The 16877-nt window shown below is 33.4% G+C and carries 15 protein-coding genes, 1 tRNA gene and 1 pseudogene; 7 read left to right on the top strand and 10 right to left on the bottom strand.

The features are described from left to right. Positions 1 to 140 precede the first annotated feature (140 nt). The 3 genes from LB100_RS04310 to LB100_RS04300 all read left to right on the top strand — a co-directional run bounded on the left by LB100_RS04310 (position 141) and on the right by LB100_RS04300 (position 3540). A complete protein-coding gene (locus LB100_RS04310) occupies positions 141 to 2003 on the top strand; it encodes a hypothetical protein (protein ID WP_456201542.1) in 1863 nt (620 codons plus the stop codon). Positions 2004 to 2228: 225 nt separating this feature from the next. Further along, positions 2229 to 2924, top strand: a complete 696-nt coding sequence (gene uppS, locus LB100_RS04305; protein WP_264719998.1) for a polyprenyl diphosphate synthase — start codon at positions 2229 to 2231, stop codon at positions 2922 to 2924. Next, complete coding sequence (locus LB100_RS04300; RefSeq protein ID WP_143689098.1) at positions 2914 to 3540, top strand: phosphatidate cytidylyltransferase; 627 nt, start codon at positions 2914 to 2916, stop codon at positions 3538 to 3540. Before uppS ends, LB100_RS04300 begins: the two co-directional genes overlap by 11 nt. Before the next feature lie 14 nt (positions 3541 to 3554). On the opposite strand, the gene LB100_RS04295 is transcribed toward LB100_RS04300, so the two are convergent. Together LB100_RS04295 and coaD are read right to left on the bottom strand one after the other, a co-directional pair. Continuing rightward, positions 3555 to 3764: a zinc-finger domain-containing protein gene (locus tag LB100_RS04295; RefSeq protein WP_006013766.1), complete on the bottom strand. Its 210-nt coding sequence runs from the start codon at positions 3762 to 3764 to the stop codon at positions 3555 to 3557. A gap of 71 nt (positions 3765 to 3835) precedes the next feature. Continuing rightward, positions 3836 to 4342 (bottom strand): pantetheine-phosphate adenylyltransferase, encoded by a 507-nt coding sequence (gene coaD / locus LB100_RS04290; protein WP_063630499.1) that lies wholly within the window; start codon positions 4340 to 4342, stop codon positions 3836 to 3838. Between the two features lie 74 nt (positions 4343 to 4416). Between coaD and LB100_RS04285 the strand changes: the two genes are divergently transcribed. Continuing rightward, a tRNA-Phe gene (locus LB100_RS04285) sits at positions 4417 to 4489 on the top strand. Positions 4490 to 4549: 60 nt separating this feature from the next. Beyond that, entirely contained in the window at positions 4550 to 5479 is a 930-nt protein-coding gene (locus LB100_RS04280) for a gamma-glutamyl-gamma-aminobutyrate hydrolase family protein (protein ID WP_264686443.1), read from the top strand. Positions 5480 to 5595: 116 nt separating this feature from the next. Here LB100_RS04280 and LB100_RS04275 read toward each other — a convergent pair. Then, positions 5596 to 6484: pseudogene (locus tag LB100_RS04275) on the bottom strand (transposase); the annotation flags it as partial. 115 nt (positions 6485 to 6599) lie between these two features. Continuing rightward, complete coding sequence (gene typA / locus LB100_RS04270; protein ID WP_456201541.1) at positions 6600 to 8429, bottom strand: translational GTPase TypA; 1830 nt, start codon at positions 8427 to 8429, stop codon at positions 6600 to 6602. A gap of 222 nt (positions 8430 to 8651) precedes the next feature. On the opposite strand from typA, the gene gltX reads away from it, so the two are divergent. Next, the gene (gltX, locus tag LB100_RS04265) at positions 8652 to 10001 is read left to right on the top strand and encodes a glutamate--tRNA ligase (RefSeq protein ID WP_456201540.1); all 1350 of its coding nucleotides are present in this window, start codon (positions 8652 to 8654) and stop codon (positions 9999 to 10001) included. On the opposite strand, the gene LB100_RS04260 is transcribed toward gltX, so the two are convergent. The 6 genes from LB100_RS04260 to LB100_RS04235 all read right to left on the bottom strand — a co-directional run bounded on the left by LB100_RS04260 (position 9962) and on the right by LB100_RS04235 (position 13551). Next, complete coding sequence (locus tag LB100_RS04260; RefSeq protein ID WP_456201539.1) at positions 9962 to 10177, bottom strand: hypothetical protein; 216 nt, start codon at positions 10175 to 10177, stop codon at positions 9962 to 9964. The two genes, gltX and LB100_RS04260, sit on opposite strands and share 40 nt — an antisense overlap. Before the next feature lie 31 nt (positions 10178 to 10208). Next, a complete protein-coding gene (gene holA, locus LB100_RS04255) occupies positions 10209 to 11228 on the bottom strand; it encodes a DNA polymerase III subunit delta (RefSeq protein WP_007302689.1) in 1020 nt (339 codons plus the stop codon). A 5-nt stretch (positions 11229 to 11233) separates the two neighbouring features. Continuing rightward, positions 11234 to 11416, bottom strand: coding sequence for a hypothetical protein (locus LB100_RS04250; protein ID WP_108784197.1), 183 nt, complete (start codon positions 11414 to 11416; stop codon positions 11234 to 11236). Positions 11417 to 11530: 114 nt separating this feature from the next. Beyond that, on the bottom strand, positions 11531 to 12340 hold the full coding sequence (locus LB100_RS04245; RefSeq protein ID WP_456201538.1) for a metal ABC transporter permease: 810 nt from the start codon (positions 12338 to 12340) through the stop codon (positions 11531 to 11533). Continuing rightward, the gene (locus LB100_RS04240; protein ID WP_264720053.1) at positions 12334 to 12681 is read right to left on the bottom strand and encodes an Mth938-like domain-containing protein; all 348 of its coding nucleotides are present in this window, start codon (positions 12679 to 12681) and stop codon (positions 12334 to 12336) included. The genes LB100_RS04245 and LB100_RS04240 overlap by 7 nt, the downstream gene beginning before the upstream one ends. A gap of 3 nt (positions 12682 to 12684) precedes the next feature. After that, a complete protein-coding gene (locus LB100_RS04235; protein ID WP_456201537.1) occupies positions 12685 to 13551 on the bottom strand; it encodes a 4-(cytidine 5'-diphospho)-2-C-methyl-D-erythritol kinase in 867 nt (288 codons plus the stop codon). 74 nt (positions 13552 to 13625) lie between these two features. On the opposite strand from LB100_RS04235, the gene LB100_RS04230 reads away from it, so the two are divergent. Beyond that, the coding region (locus tag LB100_RS04230; protein WP_456201536.1) for a UvrD-helicase domain-containing protein at positions 13626 to 16877 on the top strand (3252 nt) is incomplete at its 3' end.

The raw sequence follows: 16877 nt of genomic DNA, 5'->3' as shown, positions 1-16877 counted from the left end.
TGCCATCCTTCTCCACATATGTCGTCATTACCAAACGTTCAATTTTTTTTAATTTATCTATTAGAAAGTTTGGCTAAAGATGCTTGATTATTTTTTCTAGATATTTTAAACTAAAATACTAAGTAAATTAAAATAAGATTATGGATTCTGATAAAGCAGGCAATGCAGAAGATTTAGATAACGAAAAACTTCAACTGATATGCAAGGCTTATAACAGAAGGTTACTATCAATTCAAAGAGTTGTTGATGGCATTAATTCAATGGATTACAGTAAACTTAAAATCTTATGCAAGTATAATAATAAGTTTAGTTGCAAAGATATTGAAGAATTACTATCAAATATGGAGATCGTTGATAACATCAATGATTTTGATGATGACGTGTTTGAAGTGATATTAAATGAAGGAGGCATACTAGAAATACTAAAAGATGGGAAGGTTTGTAGTGATGAATTTGACAGTAGTGATGACGAGGGGAGTGAAGAAGATCATGAATATTATGATAATATTGATGACAAGGAAGATGAAAAAAATGATCTGAATAACTTTGCTAAAGAAGCACTAGGAAATAAAGGAAATGATACTGATAATGAAAACCGTGTTGATGATGATCAGTTTTATGTTTTTCATGGTAATCAGTTTTGTATTGTTGATGGTAGTCAGCTTTATATTAATGAAGAAATACTTAAATTCATATTTGACATCGGTAAGTTTAGTAATGAAGATATGACAAAATTATTAGAAAATAAGAAAATTCTTGAACGTATCAATTCGATTGATCCTAAAAAATTTAAAATCATACTTAATACTGATAAGTTTAATGATACCAGTATTATTGTAGAATTACTAAAAAATCCAAACACTATTGAGAATATCAACCTTATTAGTGAAGAACTACTTAAATACATAGTTGAGAATGATAAGTTTAGTAGTATAAAAGTACTAGAAGATCGAGAATTTATTAAGCTTATAAATTTGATTGATCCTGAAAAATCTAAATCCGTATTTAGGCAGTTTTATGGTACCAGTATTGTTATAGAATTACTAGAAAATCAGGAAGTTGTTAAACGCATCAATTCGATGAATCGTAAAATATTTGACTTGATATTTAGATATTCTGATCAAGGATATATTATGAATTTACTGAAAGATCAGAGTTTGTTTGATCAAATCAATTCTCTTGATGAGAGTAAAGTTAGTATCATGAAAAGTGATTATTTTTTTACAGATAAAGAGATTGCAGAAATACTAGAGACTTCATTACCTCAACTCCATTCTATTGATGGTAATAGATTAAAAATTATATGCAAAAGCGTTAAGTTTAATCCTACAGATGTTAGAGAAATACTAAAAGATCAGAGTCTATTTGTTCGAGTCAATTCTATCGATCTTGAAAAACTTGAACTTATATCTAGTAGTAAATTTGATCGCTCCATGGTTATGGATTTACTAAAAAGTCGGAATTTTATCGATTCTATTGATACTGAAAAATTTCGACTTCTACTTGATAATGCAAGCTTGAATGACAAAAGGATTATAACACTACTAAAAGATCAAAATGCTGTTGAGAAGATCAATTCTGTTACCACTAAAGAGCTAAAAGCAATAACAGATAATGTTACTGGTAAGGTATTTGTCAATATATTTAAAAATTTTAAACCTAGCGTAAAGTCGACTTTGAGGCTTGCTATACTCCTGCGTAAAGCTGGTAAAATTACAGATATTAATATCGATTATTTGAACAACAAGGAACGTATTTACGAAGATATAATTAAATATGTTCCCCAAGAGCTGAGTATATATACTCAATATCCTTTCCCAGGGATTATCTTAGGCGGTAAAGATCTTCCTCAAGAGCAGGACATAAATATAAATTCACTTGTACCATTCCTTACATTTGAAAGATATATTGAATGCAAAGAACCTGTGTCAACATTATATAATTTATCTCTAGAGCAAGTTATTGAAAATATCAATCCACATGAAAGAGCTAGGTATTCCTAACACTACTAAATTCATTTATTTATAATAATTTTACTATATCGTAAAACCATCTATATCAGACTGTTTTTACTATATTTTCTTGGTAAAATCACTGGTAGCTGACACCGAGGTTGAGAAAATTTTTGTAATATAGACTATCAATGATTTTTCAGTAATAATATAGTTTTAGGTGGATATAGTGAACGTTTCATACACATTAAGCTAATTAGAACAGGTTGAATTCAAATGTTGAATCTAGAATCTCTGCCAAAACATCTAGCAATTATTATGGATGGTAATGGTAGGTGGGCAAAGAATCAAGGAAGGGTAAAAATTGATGGCTATAGAAAAGGCAGTGAGGTTGTATTTGATATTGCTAAGCATTGCACAGTCCTGGCCATACCTTACTTAACTTTGTATGCATTTTCCATGGAAAATTGGCTCAGATCTGAAAACGAAACAGACTACCTATTTAATTTATTTTACTCCACTTTAACTAATGAAGATAAAATGAAATTCATTTACAATTGTAACATTAAGTTAAATTTTATTGGCAATTTAAGTCTATTGCCCAGTAAAATATTCGATCAAATCAAAAAAGCAGAAGAAGTGACACATAAGAACGATGGTCTATTACTCACTGTTGCAGTTAGTTATGGAGCAAAGCAGGAAATTATACATGCTATCAACAACGTCATAAAAGGAAATATTGATTGCGTATTGGAAGAGGAATTTGAAAAATTTCTGTATACTAAAGATTTGCCAAAATTGGATTTATTAATTCGCACTGGTGGCGAAAAAAGGTTAAGCAATTTTTTATTATGGCAAGCAGCTTATGCTGAATTGTATTTTTGTGATACTTTGTGGCCCGATTTTTCTTGTCAAGATTTGACCAAAGCACTAGAAGATTATACAAAAAGAGAAAAAAAATATGGTAGATAATAACTTTATGGTTAGAATATTGTCCTCAATAGTAATATTACTCATATTTTCTTTTGCTACATATTTCAGTGATTTATCATTTTATCTACTAATTTTTTCAATTGCAGTTTTATCTTCTTTTGAATGGTATAATCTAACTCAGGGCAATAGAATCTTATACATTTTCGCATTACTATTAATCGCACTACCAAATGCCTCGCTAATATGCCTATATAATCTACCACAGGGAAAATATGCATTAGTATGGCTTATCTTAACTATTTGGAGCATCGATATTGCTGCCTATTTTTTCGGCAAAAATTTTGGTAAAACTAGAATTTGTCCAATCATTAGCCCTGGGAAAACTTGGTTAGGACTTTTTGGTGCAGTCTTAGCTGGAATAGTGTGTACAATTTTTGGCTCAATATTTTTGAGTTTATTTCCAATTTTCTATTCCCCAATAATTGGCGTTACAATTGCTATTCTAGCCCAACTTGGAGACTTTACTGAATCACTCATAAAAAGAGTTTACAATGTTAAAGATAGTGGAGGTATAATACCTGGCCATGGAGGAGTACTTGACCGTATGGACAGTTTCATCTTTACTGCCCCCTTTATTGCTATTTACATAAGCTAAAGAATGAAGTGCTATTAACCTTTGGTCCTTTCCTTTTTATTCACTGCTTTCACCTCAACAAATTGAAATTCTTCGGAGTTTACTATTTCACTCATGGGCTTACTGCAATAAGGACAATACATTTCTCCTTCTTTATGTAAATATACTACTGGATGACCAGAACCATCATCATTCTCATCACCACGGCAGCAAACTATTAGATTATTATCCCTCACTTCTGACATACTGCTCCTTTATTTTATAGTATTTTGTACATCGAGCATAACCGCTTTGAAGTGGAGAAAACAACAAATATTTATTCTCCATTTTTTACCCTATTTAGATTAATCAATTCGCTTTGGACACTTTTTGATACAAAATTGCTAACATCTCCTCCTAATCTCGCTATTTCTTTCACAAAAACTGATGAGATAAATTGAGTATCTTCAGATGCAGGAAGAAATATAGTTTCGATTTCAGGAAGGAGTTTATAGTTTACCCAGCTCATTTGAAATTCATAATCAAAATCTGATACTGCTCTGAGCCCCCTGATAATAACAGAAGCATTTTGCTCTTTGGCAAAATTCATTAATAATCCATTGAAAGATATGACATCTGCGTCAATTCCTAGTCCTTTCACTTCATTTTCAGCCATGCTTGTGCGTAGATTTATGTTGAAACTAGTATGTTTGTTAACATTTTCTGCAACACCAATTACTAACTTATCGACTAGCTTACATGCTCTTTTTATTATGTCAAGGTGCCCCAAAGTTATAGGATCAAATGTACCAGGATAAATTCCTATTTTGTTATTAATGTTCATTCTTTGTTTCTATACTTCAAAAACTTTTGATGGACATGATAACGTTTTTTGTCTAAAAATGAAAGTACGTAGTTGGCCTGGTAGCTCAGTTGGTAGAGCAAAGGACTGAAAATCCTTGTGTCGCTGGTTCGATTCCTGCTCAGGCCACATTCTTTTTCTTAATGTTCTATAGTATATTATAGTATTAATATAATTATTTAGGAAATAATGTATAAATGTTACAATAGAATATTTAATATACTATTAATTACATTTCTACTATTAAGTAATATCGCTTATAGTGAAAAAGCAAACAAAGAACCATCTGCTTTGACAGCAGAGAATGCAGTAAATTATAATATAATTGTTGGTTTATTGAAAACAGATGAATCTCAAAATATCTATGAGATATTCAATAATTTTGGGGTTAAAACTATATTCATTGACTACGACAAAATAATTAATCTAAAAGAAATCCAAGAAGAGTTTGCAAAACAAGATGAAATATTGGCAAAAAAGCTGATACTAGATCGAATAAAAGTTGAAGTTGCAAAATTTATCAAAAAGCAAAAGATAAACAGAATATTTATTTCAGATAACTTTCATTCAGCTCTTAACCCTTACCGCCAGCTTGTGAATGAAGCAATTGTAAAAATAGTAGATGACAATCCTACAATTCATTTGCTTGCCATATGCGGTGGTTTACAAGACATTATGTATGCAAAAGAAATTGAAGTAACAAATGTTGTTAATGATGAGAAGAATCATTTAAAATCAGCACAAAAAGAGAATATACCTCTTCAGCAGATAAAAATTGTTCCAGGTAGTCGTTTGGAAAAAGTGGTAGCTAGATTTTTACTACCTAATCAAAATGGCTGGTTTTCAACTTATTTTCCGAATGCTCATTCAGGTACAGTAAGTAATACTACAGAGAATAGAAGAAGGCTAGAGCTACTTGGATATAAAATTGCAGCATTTGCCAATGACGGGGTAATAGAAGCTATCGAAGATAAGCATGGTAATATTTACTTTCAAAGTCATCTAGAAGCCCTTGTTGTCAAATCAGATAAAAACTCTCGTTTGTCAAGCCAAAAGGTACGTCAGGTTTCAACACTAGTTGCTATAGCAATTATAAATGATTTTCTTCATCGCGTTTAATGCTAAAATAAGGAAAATCATCTAATGTCATGCCAGTACCCTTTTTCTTGTTATTCCAGCTTGTGACACTGGAATGGCTTTATTGCATCACTCTTCGGATAATAGGTAACGTGGAATGAAGCTATCTCAAATTTAGCCATGCCTATATCAGTAATTTTGTTAAGCAAATAACACTTGAGCTCTCTCACGATTAACCTCAGATTTGTTTCTAAAACTAAACCAAAATGTTTGCTTCAGTCGCGAGAAAAAACTTTCTATATAAGATCTCTTCCCATAATTTATCTCTTTTTTCCACCTCTTCATACCATCTTCATCATATGACTTTATGAGCTTGATTGTAGAATTTCTCTCATCCATATAATCCAACTTTGGATGCTCTACTGCATTATTTTGCGGAGGAATCCTTGTCTTTATGTCAAGCTCATCGCACAGTTTGTATAACTTCTTTCGATCTGTCTGCATATAGTGTGCTTATATTATATTAACATCAATCCTTGCAATAAGATCACATGCTCCATAGTGGTCAGAATAAACTCCACCACTGTATTTTGCTGCTATAACTTTTTTGCTACCTATCTCTAGCATTACATCTTGTTTGCTCATAGCGGCGATACTTTCTATCTGTACCATTTGCCTTGCTATGACCTGGAATATTATTGTACTATCTATGGCAATCTCAATATCTTCTGTATTATTTTTATCATGTCTTCAATTTTGATGTTAAGTTTTTTAAGCCTTCTTGAGGCCTGTAATAACTTGCAAGTTTTGCTCAAGGTACCCTGCTATAAATCCCGCTGTTTGTCTCAGACCTATTCTAAATAAATAAGTTATTATGTGAACCAGAATCACGACCTTATCGCTATAAATATAGTTGCCAACAGCCATTTTTGGACCTTTTTCGTACCAATTTTCTATGGCATCATTGACGTAATAAAAAATATTTCCCCTCTCTTGGAGAAATTTGTTATATTCATGGCAGTTACTGACTCTCATTTTTTGTGGCATATTTTTCTTTAGTAGGTTAAATGCTTGTCTTATAGTGAATTTTGTCAGTAACTGCCAGCTCTTTTTATTTGACCTATGCAACCACTGGAATCCAGATTTTTATCAGGAACGTTGATTACTCTTTATTCTTCGCCCTTCCTGCACGTTTACGTTCATTTGGATCGAGGAACTTCTTACGCAAACGTATAGATTTTGGAGTTACTTCTACCAATTCATCATCGTCTATATATGCTATCATATCCTCCAGTGTCATTATTTTTGGTGGAGTAAGCTTTATAGCTTCATCGCTACCTGAAGCTCTTACGTTTGTTAATTGCTTACCTTTAAGTACATTTATTTCTAAATCATTGTCACGACTATGCTGACCGACAATCATACCACAATATACCTTATCTTGTGGCTTAACAAACATAATTCCCCTATCTTGCAGATTGAAAATTGCATACGCTACTGCTTCGCCTTTGTCTGTTGAAATTAAAACCCCATTACGCCTTCCGGAAATTGAACCTTTATGTGGAGCATAACTGTGAAATAAACGGTTGATTATACCAGTGCCGCGAGAATCAGTTAAAAATTCTCCTTGATAGCCAATTAATCCCCTTGATGGCACTAAAAATGTCAACCTAGTTCTGCCACTACCAGAAGGTCTCATGTCAGTTACTTCACCTTTTCGAAAGCTAAGTTTTTCCATGATGATTCCACTATACTCATCATCTACATCAATTACTACTTCCTCTATAGGTTCAAGTTTTTTGCCATCTTCTTCTTTAAACAGCACTCGAGGCCGTGAAACTGAAAGTTCAAAACCTTCCCTTCTCATATTTTCAATCAGTACCCCAAGCTGCAACTCACCACGTCCACCTACTTCAAATGCTTCACCACTTGGAGCCAAAGTTACAGTAATTGCAACGTTTGTTTCTGCTTCTGCATATAAACGATCTTTTATAACAGTTGAGGTAAGTTTTGTTCCCTCTTGCCCAGCAAAAGGTGAGTCATTCACGCTTATAGTAATCGCCATTGTTGGCGGGTCAACTGGAGTTGAGCTGATCGCAGTTGTAACTTCTGGTGCTGCTATAGTGTCTGAAACTGAAGCTTTCTCAAGTCCTGCAATGGCAATGATATCACCAGCTACAGCTTGCTCTACTGGAACGCGTTTTAAGCCAGAAAATGAGAGTAACTTAGTTAATCTCCCTCGCTCAACCACTTGACCATCAAGATCAATTACCTTAAGATCTGAGTTAACTTGCGCAATTCCTTGGTAGATCTTTCCTGTCAATATTCTGCCAAGAAATTTATCAGATTCAAGTAAAGTAACTAGCATAGCAAAAGGTTCATTTTGATCATAAACAGAAGGTTTTATGTAATCTATCACCGTTGAAAATAATGGGCTTAAATCTTTTCTCTCATCAGATAGCTCCTTAGCACACCAACCATTTCTACCTGAAGCATAGAGTACTGGAAAATCTAGTTGCTCGTTGGTTGCATCAAGGTTAAAAAATAACTCATATATTTCATTTAGTACTTCATCAATTCTGCTGTCTGGTCGATCAACCTTATTGATTATCACAATCGGTTTTAAATTTGCCTTTAGTGCTTTTGACAACACAAACTTAGTCTGTGGCATTGGACCTTCTGCAGCATCAACCAGTAGTAATACACCATCTGCCATGCAGAGCACCCTTTCCACTTCTCCACCAAAATCCGCATGTCCTGGTGTATCAATGATATTGATTTTCTCATCACCCCACATTATTGACGTACATTTTGCAAGTATTGTAATCCCACGTTCACGTTCTTGATCACCACTATCCATCACTCGTTCTTGAACTTCTTGATTCTCACGAAACGTGCCACTTTGTTTTAACATGTTATCAAGTAAAGTAGTTTTTCCGTGGTCAACGTGTGCAATTATTGCAATATTGCGGATTGATTTAAATTCACTCATTTCTTATCATTTCAAATTTAATTTAATAACAAGTATACGTATAATATATTTAGAGTAAATAACTAAAGCCGTGCTTTCAGAGTATTTTAGGCAGATCATGGAACTCTAACAAAAAGGTTTCATGTTCGCTGTACTTTGTAGCAACTAACACCAAGACAAAGAAGAATCTTGCTTTAGCAGTACATTTATATAAAATTAAAATAAACTAAAGTAATCATTTAAATGCTAACAAGATTCGCTCCAAGCCCAACTGGCTACCTACATGTAGGAAACATACGCACTGCACTCATTTGTTGGATGTACACACGTAATCAAAATGGAAAATTTTTACTACGTTTTGATGATACTGATCTTGAGCGTTCAGATATCAAATATGTAGATAATATCATAGAAGACCTAAAATGGATTGGCATAAATTGGAATTCAAGTTTTAAGCAATCAGAGCGTTTTGAGCGCTATAACGAGGTGTTCTTACAGTTAATGAAAGAAGGTCATATTTATGCATGTTATGAAACAAGAGAAGAATTAGACACTAAACGAAAATTGCAATTAAAACAAGGTCTTCCCCCTGTTTACGATAGAGGTGCGTTGCTTCTAACTGAGCAAGAGAAAATTCGTTATGAGCAAGAAGGACGAAAACCACATTTCAGATTTAAATTGAATAGAAACGAAATTGTAAAATGGAATGATGAAGTTAAAGGTGAAATAAATATTGCAACAATTCACATTAGCGATCCTGTGGTAAAAAGAGAAGATGGAATTTATACATACATGTTACCTTCTGTTGTTGATGATGTTGACTTTAATGTAACCCATGTTGTACGCGGGGAAGATCATGTAACTAATACCGCAGTTCAGATTCAAATGATTCAAGCATTAAAAGCGAAAATTCCTATCTTTGCTCACCTTCCCCTACTACATTTTGATGATAGCAAGATATCGAAACGGAAAGGTGGGTTGGATATTAAGTCCATAAGAGAAGATGAGATTGAGCCAATGGCGCTAACTAGCTATTTAGCAAAACTTGGCACATCTGATCCGATAGAAGCTTATGTTGATATGCAGTCTTTAATTAACTCATTTGATATTAAAAAATTTAGCTCAGCATCTGCACAATTCAGCTTGAGTGAAATGTATAAGCTAAATAGCAAAGTGCTGCAACAAATGCCATTTGAAATGGTGCAAGATCGTTTAAGTCAAATTGGCTCAGAGTTTTGGTATCTTATAAGGAGTAATATAGAAAAGTTTTCTGAGGTGGCCAAATGGTGGAAAACATGCAAATTTGGTATAGAGCCTGTGGTTCTTAATAAAGAGTTTATAAAAATAGCGCTAAGTTCATTGCCTAAAGGTGATTGTAATGAAAACACATTATCAGAGTGGGTTAAAAATATTCGACAGACAATTGATATAAAGGCAAAAGATCTATTTATGCAGTTGCGCCTCGCTTTAACAGGAACAGAAACAGGTCCAGAACTCGCTAAATTATTAATTTTTATCGGTAGAGAGAGCATTATTGCAAGGTTAGAAGAAAATCATACAAAAGGTTTAAATGCACCGAATGTATTTGAATGACACCAATAAGCATTGTTCAGGAAATGTGAAAATATTAGATTTCTTGTCATTCCAGTTTCTGCTCCTGTCATTCCAGTGCTTGACACTGGAATCCATAATCTTGCCAAAACGTTGTATTTTAAAATAACTTCTATACATATCCCATATTTCTGGATCCCAGTGTCAGCTACTTTCATGACAACATTTAGTTGTTTTTTCTCGTCTACCTTATTTTACTACTCTGCTGAACGAATAACACCAATAGTTAATCTCATGCTGAAAGATCATTTTATGGTCCAAGTCAGTTCTTTTACAGGTCACTTCCAAGCTCATCAAATTTTCTAAGATCTTCTTAAGTTCTGAAAGTTGCAAACTTTTCAAATGAGATTTAAAACTCTGCAATTGTTTGAAGAACAATGGAGGACTTAGCTGGTCAATTGCAGCTTGTTCATTCATTCCATTTTGTATTAACAGCAAAACGCTTTCTAGCCGTAGAAAATAATTTGATATAATACGGATTAATGCTATCGGTGAAAAATTCTCTTGTAATATCAATACATCGGAAATTTTGATGAATTGTCCCATGTCTTTACTCACTATTGCAGAGCACAGATTATCAAGTGTAACATAATCATTGCCGGAGGTTGAAAAGCATAGATCTATATCAGCAAGTTTAAGATCTTTTCTTTTTCCTAGATATAAAACTAATTTTTCAAGCTCTGAATATATAGGCAGTTTGCTATGATTAAAATAAGACTGCAAGTGGTAGATTATCTCACTTGTGCACTCTATATCATTTTGTTTCAAGTAACTTGATATAATATCACAAAGATTACTACCGCTGTCTTTATAGCAGGTAATTACACCGAAAATTTTTGAGCTTTCCATATAACTTTTAGTTGTAGAACTATATGGAAGATCATTTGCTATCATTACTATATAATGATCGCCTATATTATGATCCAATATGTTTCTTAACTCTTTAGATATACTTCCACTGACATTTATCAGCTTAACTAACCTTTTTTTAGTAAACATCGAAATGTTTGCCAACTCGGAAAATAACAAGCCAGGCGACTTATTCACTACTGCAAAATCCATCACCTGAACTGAATACTCATTCAAGTTGGCAATTATTTCCTGTACAAAAATATCGACCTTACTATTGTCACTTCCATGAATTAATACACCACTTAAAGTATCGGGTTTCTCAAGGAATTTTTTAACTTTAGATGGCGTGATTCTCATGCCATCTATATTATATTATCACTACTTGGTGGTACATCATTTGATTGCACATCAGTTTCCAACAATTCTGAGCTTTCTTGATTTGCTGTATTCTGCATATCATCAGACACTTCTTTCTTTCCCGCAACATAATTATAAAAATTTTTTATAGGCTGTCCTATATATCTAGAAAAAAATCCTTCGGCCATATCTTTCACTCCACAAATTAACAATTAGCACATAAAAACAACGTAGCAAAAACTACTTTACCCTGAGATAGTTACACTCATTTGTTAATAAATTATGAACTTCCGAGACAAAAATTAAGTCGATCTACTTAACACCAATCTTATAAAATAAGCAATGATTAAATATACAGCTGCAATCAGTATAATTGCAGGTCCAGTTAATAAATCAAAACTTGCAGATAATATCAGACCTGATATGCCAGAAACCACAGAAAAAACTGTTGCAACAATAATCATTTGCATTGGAGTTTTTGAAATGAGTCTTGCTGATGCAGCAGGTATTAACAAAAATGCAGCAATGAGTAATATTCCTATTAATTGAGCAGAAATTGCAATAAAGATAGCGAGTATAATCAAAAATTCTAGCCTAACAAAATTAACATTTACTTTCTCAACTGTTGCCAAATCTTGATTAATCGAAATCATCAGCCAATAGCGCCATCTAAATATTAATATCAAAGTAACTATTACGGAGGTTAGAAAAATTGATATTATATTACTTTGGTCAATCATTAATATGTCACCAAAAAGTGAGCTAATAATACTATTATTACCCGATGGAAGAAAAGACATAAGTATTAAACTCGATGATAAAACTACATTGGTAACTATGTTCAATATCGTATCAGCAGAGTATAATTTATTAAAATTAAGAGAAAGTAGTATAGCAAACATAATTGCAATGAGCATTATACTTACCGATGGGCTGATATTAAAGATCAAAGCAAGTGCAATACCAAGCAATGAAGAATGGGACAAACTATCACCCAAATACGATAACCTTTGCCATATCATAAATGACCCTAGAGCTCCTGTTACTAGGCTAATCATAATTACCGCAATTAGACTGTTTATAAAAAAACTCTGTGTAAATATCTCTAACATGCTATCAGATAACTGACAACAAACCTATCTTCAGATATTAAAACGTTATGGGTTCTGCATGCTGCACCAGTAGTCATAAATTCAAAATTTAAATTCTTTTGCTCCATAAGATAAGACTTCATTGAACAATCGCGTATTTTACCAGTACCTATTATCAAAATCTCTATTTCCTCTGTTAAAAAAGATTTAAAATACTCCTTATTATTTATATCACCTTCTTTCAATTTAATCACCTTTTCAGGAAAAATTATAATTGAGCCATGATATTCTTGATTATTTACCCAAAATCTTTCTTCCCTGTAACCATCTATAAGATTTTTCTTCTTGGAAATTAAGGACATAAATCAAACTATTAATTGCGTGTCGCACACCCACCATTCTGGATATTCCTTTTTGATATTTGCCGCTGCAGCTTTTGCACTTTCTTCACTATCGAACATTCCAAAGCACGCTACACCGCTGCCTGACATACGAGAAAGTATAGAGCCTTCTTGTGACTCTAGTGTTGATATTACATTCTGAATTTCAGGTACAAGACTTATTGCTGCTTCTTGCAGGTCATTTTTTGTCTCTTTAAGAAGCTCTAACAAATTCTCCTCAGTGTTATCACTCCACTTAATTGGCTGAGAGAAGTCCTCTTTATACTTGGAAAATACTTCTGATGTATTCAAAAACTTTTTTTTTGGTTTCACAAGTACCAGACTTATGGGTAAAGAGCATTGTTTAATGGGACATAATTCCTCACCAATACCTCTAACAAAAACTGGCTTACTATCTACACTTGCAGGCACATCAGCACCAACGCTTAAAGCTATATCACTTAAAATTTGCCTATCAATATCCCACAGCTCTCCTAGCGTGCGTATCACAGCTCCAGCATCTGAGGAACCACTACCAAATCCTGCAGCAATTGGTACATTTTTTATAACCTTTACAGTGACTTTAGTTCGTATAGGAGCGTACCTAAGCAGTAGACTCAATGCTTTCGTTATAGTATTATATCGATAATTTATTTTAAACTCAGAGTTTACAAATTGAACTGTAGAGTTATCATATCTAAAGTTTTTTTCTCCTACTTTTATCTCTAAAAAATTAGAAAGTTTAGCAAAGACAACCAAACTTTCAATTAAATGATACCCTCTTTCTTCTCTATTTATAATATGTAAAAAAAGATTGATCTTTGCAGGAGCCTTTACACAAAAACTTTCCATCTGTATATCTTCACTAACACTATCTTATTTACTATACTTGAAATGCCACTTCAGTCAAACTTTATACACTCCTAATGAGATCAAATGCCATAAATCCTAACTTCTCTGTATGGGTAAGTGCATCAGCTGGTACAGGTAAAACAAAGATCTTAATAGACAGAGTATTAAGACTTCTATTAGAGAATAAGAGAAATATTCTCTGCTTAACATTTACCAATGCTGCAGCAAATGAAATGGAGGATCGCATTTACAGTACACTTAGTAAGTGGGCAATATGTCCAGAGGGTATATTGGTCACAGATTTAGAACAATTAGCCCAGTGTGTGACCAGAGAAAATAAAGATTATTTAACAAGAGCAAGAAGGCTTTTTTCTGAACTGGAAAATCTTGGTCTTAATATTCAAACTATACACGCCTTTTGTTACAAATTAATCTCCAGCTTTCCTACAGAAGCTGGTATCGCTCCAAATTGTACGTTGAGCGAATGTAAAGAATTGCATTCCATCGTATTTGAAAAAACGCTTCATAACGAAACTGTGCAGGACGATATCAATATCGTTGCAGCTGAAATTGATGAAAATAAGCTGCGTGATTTGCTCTATACCTTATGTATAAAGAGATCAGCTCTAGAAAATAATTTAGGGTATATCAAAGATAAACTAAGTGCCCCAGATAAGATTCACGATTTACAGAGTGAAACGATTGAGCAGATAAAAAGATTAGCTAAAATATTAAGTGAGGGCAGCAAAAGAGATCAGAGTTACAGTGCGATACTTTATTCCACTGTCATCCCAACTGGAATCCAGAAAGAAAATATATGGATTCCAGTGTCACGCATTGGAATGACACCAGGCCTATTGGATGACACCGGAATAAAGTCGAATGACACCAAGATAGAGAACTTAGCTAAAGTATTTCTCAAATCAGAATCGTACGAAAAAAAGAGCATATCATCCATTATAACAAAGGGTGCTTTGGAAAAATTTGAAGACGTAGAGCAAATGATAGAAAGCATTCAAAATGCATTGTTTACCCATGTGAAGGACATAAATTCTTATCAAATATTCGCAAGAACCAGTAGTTTACTTAGTATATTTAAAGTATATGTTGATCTATATAATAATGAAAAATCAAAGAATGCACTGCTTGATTATGATGATATCATCAATTTAGCAACAAATCTCCTTAGCAATCCAGGCGATAAAGATTGGATATTGTTTAATCTAGACCAAAAAATAGACCACATTCTTGTTGACGAGGCACAAGACAATAGTATTAGTCAATGGAAAATTATAACAAATCTCTGCGATGAATTTTTTACCGGCGGTGATGAAAAGAGAACTTTATTTGTTGTTGGTGATGTAAAACAATCAATTTACAGATTTCAAGGAGCAAATCCCCATCTATTTAATTACATGCAGCAGTATTTTCACACAAAAACTGGTGGTAGAGATTGGATATTATGTCAACTTGAAAAGTCATTTCGCTCAACTCCAGAAATTTTGATGCTTGTAGACAAAATATTCAACAATTTTCGTGAAGAAATATCTTTTGATGATAACGAGATAAAACATATTCCACATAGAGAAAACGATCAAGGATACATTGAAATTTGGCCATTACTGCCAGGATATGAAGAGGAAGAGCAGCAAGCCTTACAAATTCATTTAACACAGAGGAAAGATTATGTAGTAAAGGATCGATTACTTGCTCAGGCAATAGCCCAAAGAATTCACAATTGGTTAAACGAAGGGCGGATTTTAGTCGCCAAAGATCGCAATATAGAACCAAGGGACATTATGATTTTGGTACGGCAACGAAATGCGCTAGTTGACTACATAATAAGTGAACTAAAAAAAGTAAATGTACCAGTTATAGGCCGAGATTATTTTAGAATTATGGATTACATAGCTGTGCAGGACTTAATAGCTTTGGCTGAATTCCTCCTCCTTCAGGCAAATGATCTGGCTCTTGCAAATGTTTTAAAATCACCGCTATTCAACTTTACTGAGGATGATTTATTCAAGATTGCATATGATCGTAAAGAACAGTCGTTGTGGGAAAAACTTCATGATTATCATGAGATTACCTCGAATGAATTAAACTATCTGATTAATTTATCTAAGACAGAATCCCCTCTTACACTATTCACGCATATATTGCGCACAGGCAAAAAGAAATTTGCTGCAAGGCTAGGTCTTGAGTGCTTCGAGATTCTAGACGAATTTATGAACCTCGTATTGCAATTTGAGCACCCATCTCTTCAAGCATTTGTTCAGTGGATCAAAGAAAATAATCCTGAGATTAAAAATGATATGCAATCAGAACGCAATGCTGTACGAATAATGACAATTCATAAATCAAAAGGTCTACAAACTCCAATAGTGTTTTTAGTTGACACAAATACAGTGCCAAGAAACAGCGAAAGTATTTTGTTTGATACAACGGAAGCACCATTTTGGTGTGGCAAAAATAATAATGCTTATTGTGATCAAGTAAAAAGAGAGAAAAAACTAGAGGATTATAACGAATATTTGCGTTTGCTGTACGTGGCACTTACGCGTGCTGAAGATGAATTATACATTTTAGGCAAAGAGCCAGTGCAAAAGGGCTCTTGGTATGATCTAGTTATTCAATATGGAGCATTATATGAGAGAAAAAAACTATACTTACAGCCGATATTTAAAGAAAAAATTGAAGTGCTATGCATGAATGCAAACTACCCTTCTATTTATAAAAAACGTGATTATTTTGATGTTTCAGTGATTTCACCTCCATCAAACCTATCAATGTCATTGCAGCACGTAACGCTGGAACCTGGAGAAAAAAAGCCAGTGTCAAGTACTAGAATGACAGATGAGAGTGCTAGAATGACAAAAAGGAGCATTGGGACAACAGACAGCTATGCAAGAGGCTTAATAATTCACAGTATATTGCAATATATGCCCAAAATAGAGAAAGACAGGAGAAAAAATTGGGTTAGGAAATATCTTGATAGCATAAACACTAGTGAAGATAAGGATGAAATTTACAGCAAAATATTAACCTTTAATGAAAAATATGATTACCTGTTCGACTTGGAGGGCAAATCAGAAATTCCACTTAGTGGAACAATTGACGGAAAACCAGTATTAGTGCGGCTAGACAGACTGTGCATAACAGAAGACAAAGCAATCATAATTGACTATAAATCACACCATAACGTTTCTATTTCCTCATCAAATGAAATAAAAAAGCAAATGTTGATCTATAAAACCTTAGTGCAAGAAGTCTACCCAGATAAGCAAGTAGAGTGCGTGGTTATTTGGATGGAAGATTTAACCTTA

The organism is Wolbachia endosymbiont of Protocalliphora sialia (assembly GCF_053891855.1).
Note: the sequence above shows the minus strand (reverse complement) of the source record. Positions and strands in the feature narration are given on the sequence as shown.